General features: G+C 61.5%; 10 protein-coding genes and 1 tRNA gene. 5 read left to right on the forward strand and 6 right to left on the reverse strand.

Annotated elements, in window-relative coordinates; all coding sequences use genetic code 11:
• Positions 1-509, reverse strand: a 509-nt coding sequence (locus EOA29_RS19130) for an NAD(P)H-dependent oxidoreductase (protein ID WP_245468491.1), incomplete at its 3' end; no start/stop codon positions are given.
• Between the two features lie 306 nt (positions 510-815).
• Here EOA29_RS19130 and EOA29_RS19135 point away from each other — a divergent pair.
• From EOA29_RS19135 to EOA29_RS19145, 3 genes are all read left to right on the forward strand, one after another.
• Positions 816-1,121 (forward strand): ETC complex I subunit, encoded by a 306-nt coding sequence (locus EOA29_RS19135; protein ID WP_126094789.1) that lies wholly within the window; start codon positions 816-818, stop codon positions 1,119-1,121.
• A 125-nt stretch (positions 1,122-1,246) separates the two neighbouring features.
• Positions 1,247-1,323 (forward strand) — tRNA-Arg (locus EOA29_RS19140).
• A 54-nt stretch (positions 1,324-1,377) separates the two neighbouring features.
• Positions 1,378-2,100, forward strand: a complete 723-nt coding sequence (locus EOA29_RS19145; RefSeq protein WP_126094788.1) for a hypothetical protein — start codon at positions 1,378-1,380, stop codon at positions 2,098-2,100.
• 54 nt (positions 2,101-2,154) lie between these two features.
• On the opposite strand, the gene EOA29_RS19150 is transcribed toward EOA29_RS19145, so the two are convergent.
• From EOA29_RS19150 to EOA29_RS19165, 4 genes are all read right to left on the reverse strand, one after another.
• A complete protein-coding gene (locus tag EOA29_RS19150; protein WP_126094787.1) occupies positions 2,155-2,958 on the reverse strand; it encodes a hypothetical protein in 804 nt (267 codons plus the stop codon).
• 721 nt (positions 2,959-3,679) lie between these two features.
• Complete coding sequence (locus EOA29_RS19155) at positions 3,680-3,922, reverse strand: DUF982 domain-containing protein (RefSeq protein WP_126094786.1); 243 nt, start codon at positions 3,920-3,922, stop codon at positions 3,680-3,682.
• A gap of 208 nt (positions 3,923-4,130) precedes the next feature.
• The gene (locus EOA29_RS19160) at positions 4,131-4,376 is read right to left on the reverse strand and encodes a DUF982 domain-containing protein (RefSeq protein WP_126094785.1); all 246 of its coding nucleotides are present in this window, start codon (positions 4,374-4,376) and stop codon (positions 4,131-4,133) included.
• A gap of 114 nt (positions 4,377-4,490) precedes the next feature.
• Positions 4,491-4,688 carry a hypothetical protein gene (locus tag EOA29_RS19165; protein WP_126094784.1) on the reverse strand — a complete coding sequence of 66 codons (198 nt, stop codon included), beginning with the start codon at positions 4,686-4,688 and terminating at the stop codon, positions 4,491-4,493.
• 441 nt (positions 4,689-5,129) lie between these two features.
• On the opposite strand from EOA29_RS19165, the gene EOA29_RS19170 reads away from it, so the two are divergent.
• Complete coding sequence (locus EOA29_RS19170; protein WP_126094783.1) at positions 5,130-5,489, forward strand: metalloregulator ArsR/SmtB family transcription factor; 360 nt, start codon at positions 5,130-5,132, stop codon at positions 5,487-5,489.
• Positions 5,490-5,784: 295 nt separating this feature from the next.
• On the forward strand, positions 5,785-6,324 hold the full coding sequence (locus EOA29_RS19175) for a cytochrome b (protein WP_245464734.1): 540 nt from the start codon (positions 5,785-5,787) through the stop codon (positions 6,322-6,324).
• Between the two features lie 418 nt (positions 6,325-6,742).
• Here the strand turns inward: EOA29_RS19175 and EOA29_RS19180 are convergent.
• A partial coding sequence (locus EOA29_RS19180; protein WP_145969705.1) for an ABC transporter permease occupies positions 6,743-7,530 on the reverse strand: 788 nt, incomplete at its 5' end.

Genomic DNA, 7,530 nt, shown 5'->3' on the forward strand with positions numbered 1-7,530 from the left:
TCGCCGTCCTTGACCGCGCCGTTGGCGTCGAGGAGCTCGGCGGCGTTGCTGATATAGGCCTCCGGCTGCTGCATCACCGGCATGTCGAGGAAGACGAAGGTCTGCCGTATCGCATGGTTGGCGCCGAAAGCGCCGAGCTTGTTGGGCGTGACGCTGACAACGCCGGCGGGCAGGCCCTTGAAGACGCTTTTGCCCGATGGGCGCGAGCCGACATCGAGCGCGTTCTTCAGGCAGCCTGGGATCGACCGGTTGTATTCCGGCGTGACGAAGAGCACCGCATCGCATTCCCTGACGGCGGCGCGGAAAGTCGACCAGGCGGCAGGCGGTGTGTCGCCGTCGAGATCCTCGTTGTAGAGGGGCAACTCACCGATTTCGATGAAGCGGCAACGCAGCGAATCCGGCGCGCGGGCCGCCAGCGCCTTGGCGATCTTGCGGCTGAAGGATTGGGCGCGCAGGCTGCCGACGAGCACGGCCAGTTGCAGGACGGGATGTTCGGTTGTCATGATCATGGCGGACTGTCCGGGCTTGGGTGACAAGGAATGGCGACGCTTCGTGGTGCTCTGCCGCCCTGCAAGCCGTCATCCGATGGCTGGAGCGGCTGGTCGCCTGACCTTCCGTTAATGTCCGGGGCGACGCGAGGGTTCCCCGTGCCAGTCACGACCGTCCGCCGGACCATGGCCGCTTGACCATGGCCGCTTGCGGGCGGCGCCGTTGCACAGTATTGACGGGTTGGCGCGCGACCTCAGGCTCCAACCGGGCTTTCGGACGGGCGCCGCGAATAGGGTGCCCGGTCTTCGGGCGGCAACGAGGTGGTCATGTCCGCGCGCATTTTCAGCCCAGCCAAAACCGCGATGCAGTCCGGCAAGGCCAAGACCGGCCACTGGGTGCTGGAGTTCGATCCCGCCGAGCGCAAGAAGATCGACCCGCTGATGGGCTACACGACTTCGGGCGACATGCTGAGCCAGGTGCGGCTCACTTTCGACACCAAGGAAGAGGCGGTCGCCTACGCCGAGAAGCAGGGCATTGCCTTCCGCGTCGAGGAGCCGAAGGAGACGAAGCGCCGGCAGATTTCCTATTCGGACAATTTCCGCTATGACCGCAAGACGCCCTGGACGCACTAAGCAATTCCAGGAAAAGTGCGCAGCGGTTTTCCGTCCTGAATTGCGTAAACAAAAATCGGAGCGGACCATCCATTTTGGATAGAATGGCTCCGCATAGTGGCATCAGCCGGCCCCGGCCGGCCAGCGGTCCCGTAGCTCAGCTGGATAGAGCACCGGCCTTCTAAGCCGATGGTCGCAGGTTCGAATCCTGCCGGGATCGCCATTCCATCGATGAGAGACCCTCTCCGCGAGAGATAGGGCAACCGAGGCGAGATTGATGTGGCTGGTACTGAGGGCCAACGATTCAGACCAGAATACGTGGTTGAAAGTGTTCACGCCACCCTTCGATCCCTACGTTGAATTAATGCCGCATGAGTTCGGCGACCAATTGCTTGTCCTCAAGGCGCAAGACCTGGACAATCTCACCACCCTCAAGGATGTGTACAACGTTGGTGACGGCATAGTCCGCACCTTGAACGGGATCGTTGCGGGCATAATGGGAAAGTCATCTGTTGAACCTGACGGTGCCGCCGAGATGCGCCAAGGCAAGCTGATCCGCCATGTGATGCTGAGGGCGGAAACAGCACATTTTTCCTTTGGCGGTCCGTCAGCTGAATTCCATATCGTCATTCGAGACAAGGACGGCAACATTGTTGTGCCGCCGCCTGCGCCGACTGCGGCCCAAAGCCGATATGCCGCCTCACGGAAAGACGATCTGCTGGCGCATGCGCTCAATTATTGCGCCGGAGAGCCAGGCTGGTTCGACCTGTATAAGGCGATGGAGTGCTTAGAGCAGGCAGGGTATGGGAAAAAGGATAAGGAGATGATCCGGTTCAGCCATACCGCGAACTGGTTCCATCGTCACCATGATACGAAGAATCCTCCGCCGGCGAATCCCATGGATCTGCGAGATGCCCGGCGACTGCTGCGCGGACGCATCAATCACGCTCTCGATGACGTGGCTAAAGTGAACGCCACACAACCCGCCTCTCGCGCTTGATTTCGACCAGCCGGTGGAAGCCGATGCTGTGAGCTTGGCCGCCGAGTCCGCTATCTAACTAGCGCCACGACCTTGCTGGCGCTTCGCAATATCTTGCATCACCTTCTGATAGCGCTCGCCAGCCTGAATCTCGGCCTGAAGGGCGGCGTTCTCTGAGGCTAAGCCTTGAATGGTTCCTTGAAAGTCTGCGCGGAATTCGACCACAGCTCGACCGGTGCGCGCCACATCGCTTGCCACGCCAAAAAGCAAATCCATGAGGGTTATGGCGACGCTGCTAGTTAGCCAAAGGTCAGTCCGGACAAAATACTCATCTTCGATATCGAAGAACGGAGCGTTAGCTGCCGAGCGATCGTCAGCCATGCGAAAGGTACTGTCGCCACTAATGATGTTCGCATGGGCGGCATGGCTATTGATATGGCCCTTAGTGCTTGAAACCCACTCAGATTTATCACGATAATTTTTTTCAAGCCACTTGTAGCGCTTGCTGGTCAATTTTTGCGAGGGATCCATGATCCCGAACGCATCCACGTCCACAAAATGCTCCGTGTCTGGGTGGGCGATCGCGAAAGCAGCTGCTGCACCCGCCTCGAGTACCTGGCGCAGATCCATCATAGCCTGCACCCTGTGAAGCCGGAGGGTCGAGAAAAAGCTGAGAGTGTGGTGCTTCTTCATTAGGGAAAACAAACGGCCGAACATTTCGGCCCGATCCCGCTCGATACTCGCTATGCAGAGCGAAAAGTACATCGTTGCAGCACGGGCATGCTTATAATGCTGCCCGTAGCGCTCGGGGCCATCCAACAGCATTGCCCGCTCGCTATCAATGATCTCCTCTAAGGTCGACTGCGGATAGGTTCGCATCGGATTGCCCTGCTGGAACACACAGAGAACAAAAACCTTGTGGGAAAACCCTGCCTTTGCAGGCGGAGTGACTCAAGTGCCTGTAGATTAGGGATTGCTGGCTGGGGCTGCGGCGTCCCTCGACCAGAGAAAGCGCCGCAACCCGGTGCCAGATGGCGCACCCGCGGGCCGGAGGTGGCTGCAACCACTTCCGGTTCGGGTGTCACCACAATGGTTACAACTTGTAAATTTCGCAACGGGCGAAATTTTAGATCACAGCATTTTGGAGCGGAACCGCATGGCTCGTTATGGCGGTTTCGTGATCGGCAGATCAGGTCCAGAAGACGCCGGACGGCCTGTGGATAGTAACCTCCCATTCACCATGACATGGCCTTCGCGTTGAACACGGACGTCAGACTCGCCGAAATGAAAGGGCCTGAACACACAGGCGCCCCCGCAGCCCAGCGGCCGACGTTTTCATGTACCCCGCGGGATGCACCCTGAACGCTCTCGAGTATACGTCGGCCGCGCTGCGGTTTCCGTCAGATTGCCCGGCACAAAATCAAGCCCGCCCCGGCGATGGGAAGCCGGAACGGGCTCGGCTTGGGTCTGGAACCCTGTAGTCAGCAGACTACAGGGAGGAAACAGGTCGGCGGCTGCAATGTTCCGAAGCTTTTCTCGACTGCGCGGCCAGGGGCGGATGGGGACGCCCGGGCGTGTTCGTTCCGGAATTGCCTGGCGCTCAGGCCAGCAGGCCGGCCGCCTTCGCCGCCCTGCGCAGGGTTTTGCGGGCTTCGGCTGGGCTTCTCAAACCGTCGAGGGCGTCGCGGCAGACGCGGCTTGCCGACCGCCAGGTGCGGTCGCGCGCCCGCCTTGGCCAGCGCTGGTCCAGGCATTCGACGGCCTCGAAGCAGCTTGAGACCCTGTGTTGTCCGCTTGGCTCGAAATCGATCACGACCGGCTCGGAAAACCAGACGTCGTTCATCACATCCTCCGTTCGTATGGCCGTCTTTTGATCAGCAACCGGCACCGGCTGGCGCCCGGTGGGATGTGGGTCCGGCACGATTGGCGGACCCGTGCGTTAACCACCCACCGCCGATAATGTTCCGAAGAATTTTGGATCGGCGATGCGCCACGCTGCCCGGGCCGGCCAGGTCATTCCGGCGGCCTCTCGTCGGCGGAAAATGAGCGCTCTATTCGACCAGCACATGCGCCTCGCGCGCGGCGCTGACGAAAGCTTCCCTGGCATTGTCGGCCGGAACGTCGCCGCTCATTGCCCGGCGGCAGGCGCGCAGCGCCGCGCCGTGCTGCGCGCTGCCGGCGTCGCGCCACTGGCCCGTCAGCAATTCCACGGCCTGCTGCGCGTTGGAAATATGCCGAATCGAGCCCGCTATGCCGACGGTGACTTCGACCGGCCTGGAAAACCATCCCTGGATCATCGCGAAACCCCTGATGCGTTATGGCGGATCAGAAACGCGCAACTGCCCGGCAGGTTTCATCCCGATATTTCAAGAGGATGTGAGCAGCGCGCCGACAGCCGGCATGATCCGCCTCTATCGCCCGAGCGGCTTGCGGGACAGTTCCACGAGTTCGGCCTCGTCGGTGATGCCGGCCATGTAGTTGGCGATGATACGCGAGGCGCGCGCCTGCTTCTGCTCCTCGGTTTCTCCGGCGATGCGGCCGCTCTCGAAGACGCGCCCAAACATGGCGGTCTCGTCCGGTGTGAACGTGTTTCGCGAAATATTGGACATGGCTTTCTCCTCCATGTCCCCCTTCCTGCCCCGGCTGATATTAACACGGGTTCGGAAATGAGGGTGAGTCTCGAAAACATGGTGGCGATGCGCCTTCCTGCGTGGCGCTGTCGCCGCCAGGTTCTTCATCTCGCGCCTGGTCCGAGGCCTGCCGGATGCGGCGCCGGCCTCGCTATATCCTTGCCGAAACAACGAAGCGCTGATACTCATTAGCGGCGTGGAATTATTCCGAGTCTGCGCCAACTTGCGTCACACAATATTGCGGCGCATGCTGTCCGAGGCCAATACCCCGACGTGGTGGCAACCGGGTTACGAAGGGATTTGGTCGACAAAGAAGCAGGGCAGGTTCCGATTCCGTGTCGGAGCAGGTCCACCAAATGCTCTGGAATTCTGAAGCCATTGCCCCCATGGCGTCGGAAGAGCATGAACATGGGGAAATCGATGGTCACGAAGAAACTTACCGCCAACGCAGAAAGCGCGGCAGCCTTTCTCGCGGTGATGGGCAACGAGAAGCGTCTGCTCATCATGAACTACCTGGCAGAGGGCGAACTGTCGGTCGGCATCCTCGCCGACAAGGTCGAACTCAGCCAGTCCGCACTCTCCCAGCATCTGGCCAAACTGCGCAGGTTTGGCCTGGTCGACACCCGCCGCGACCGCCAGATGGTCTACTACTCCTGCAAGTCGTCCGCGGCGCGTGAGCTCCTCGCGCTGCTCGACGGGCTGCTGACCATGGACCGGCCGCTCGCCGGCCCGGCCCGGCAAGCTCTTGTCGAGAGGATGCGGCGGCCACAGGCCGCCTGACCGGCTGCGACGCAGGCGAGGGCAGGTTGCCTTCGCCTTGCGTGGCGTCATTCCAGGAAAAGCGCGCGGCGGTTTTCCGTCCGGAATTGCGAATAGTTTGAGCGGTTTGGCAGAAAGCTGAACCGCTCGAACTGCGCGGACTGCGGATGGTCGGCAACGGGTCGCGTGTGCGGCGCCGGACGTTGCGCTTGGCGCGTCTCCTCAATTGGTCGAAGCCTTACCGATTCTTAATTTAGCGGCCGCAAGTCTGCCAAGAAGGCCCGCGACACCGGGGCTCCTCGATCGGAGTTGTGCAATGGCCATCATCACCACCTACACGTCCACGCAGAAGTTCCTCCATTGGGCTCTCTTTGCCCTCGTCATTCTGCTCTATGCGCTGACCTATGGCGAAGAGTTCTATCCCCGTGGCGATCCCACGGTGGACGCCATTTGGCGATTGCACATTTCCTTCGGCCTTCTGCTTGCCGCGTTCGTGCTTTGGCGGGTGGTTCTGCGCGGCCTGAGAGGGAGGCCGGGTCTCCCGGCAGAGATGTCCGGGCTCGAGCAAACCGCGGCGAAGGCCGGACATGTCCTCCTCTACGGTCTGCTGATCGCGATCCCCGTCCTCGGCATTTTCCTGACCTGGTTCCGGGGCGACGCGTTGAGCTTCTTCGGCCTGTTTGCGGTACCGTCGCCATTCACACCGGACAAGGCGACCGCCAGGAACATCCGTGAACTGCACGAGCTGTGCGCCAACGGCATACTGATCGCCGCTGGCCTGCACGCCTTGGCCGCGCTCTATCATCATTTCGTCCGCAGGGACGGAGTGCTGGCAAGAATGCTTCCCGGCGGCTGATGCACGTCGCCCAAAGTGCTGGAGCGGTTTGGGAGAACGACATGCACAAAATCAGAAACCCTTGGCGCGTGGAGCGAATCTGAAAGATCGCGACGCAGCGGGCTGGTTCCACTCGTCTTGCGCTGCGTCCGGCCGCTCCGGCCATGACGGCTCGGCATCCATCACTTTTCGTTGAAAGACAAGTGCGTGCGAGCCGGAATGCGGCGGTAAGTGACTGAATAAAATCATATTCCGGCACAGCGCCCGGGGCGCGCGCGGCCCGAAGTTTACGGATTTGTAAATCGCCCGCCGGACCGCCCTTGGCTAGACTTTCCGCGATCCACACCCCCGGATCATGACGGGCCAAACTTCCACTTTGGCTTCGTTAAGAGGCTCGCCGCTCCCGGCGGGCCTCTTTCGTTGGGGTAAAGCCACAAGCTTACGGTGTGGCTTGCCGGCGCGTGACGACGCTGCGCACGGCAAGCACCAGCACGGTGATGATGATCAGGATCACCGAGAGCGCTGCGATCGCCGGGTCGATGTTGTCGCGCAGGCCCATCCACATCAGGCGCGGCAGGGTGATGGCGTTCACCGAGGTGATGAACAGCGTCACGCCGATCTCTTCCCAGGAGAGCACGAAGGAGAGGAGCGCCGCGGTGACGATGCCGAACTTGATGTTGGGCATGATGACGCGCGTCGCGCGCTCCCAGACGCTGGCGCCGAGGCCGCGTGCGGCAAGGTCTATGCGCCGGTCGAGCTGGCTGAGCGACACTAAAATAAGCACCGTGGCGAAGGGCACCGTCATCACCGAATGCGCCATGGCCACGCCCAGCCAGGTGTCGTAGCCGAAGAAGGACGAGATGCCGGAGACCGAGGTGAGCAGGAAATAGAGCGTCACCGCCGAGACCACCGGCGGCACCACCATCGGCAGCAGCACGAAGCCGACAAGAGCGGCCGTGAAGCGCGGCTGGAACATCCAGACGCCCAGGCTGAAGGTGAGCGCCAGCACCGTGGAAAGGGCGCTGCTGACCACGCCGATGCGAATCGACAGCAGGATGGAGTCCAGCCAGCGCGGGTCCTCGATCAGCGAGCGGTAGTGGCGTAGCGACAATTCCCCGGTCGGCATGGTCAGCATGCGGCTCGGCGTCAGCGACACCGGGATCACCGCCAGCAGCGGCAGAAGCAGGAACAGCGCCACGAGCACTGCGAGGATGAGCGAGACGGGGC

This window comes from Mesorhizobium sp. M1E.F.Ca.ET.063.01.1.1 (genome assembly GCF_003998155.1).
Classification (GTDB): Bacteria; Pseudomonadota; Alphaproteobacteria; order Rhizobiales; family Rhizobiaceae; genus Mesorhizobium.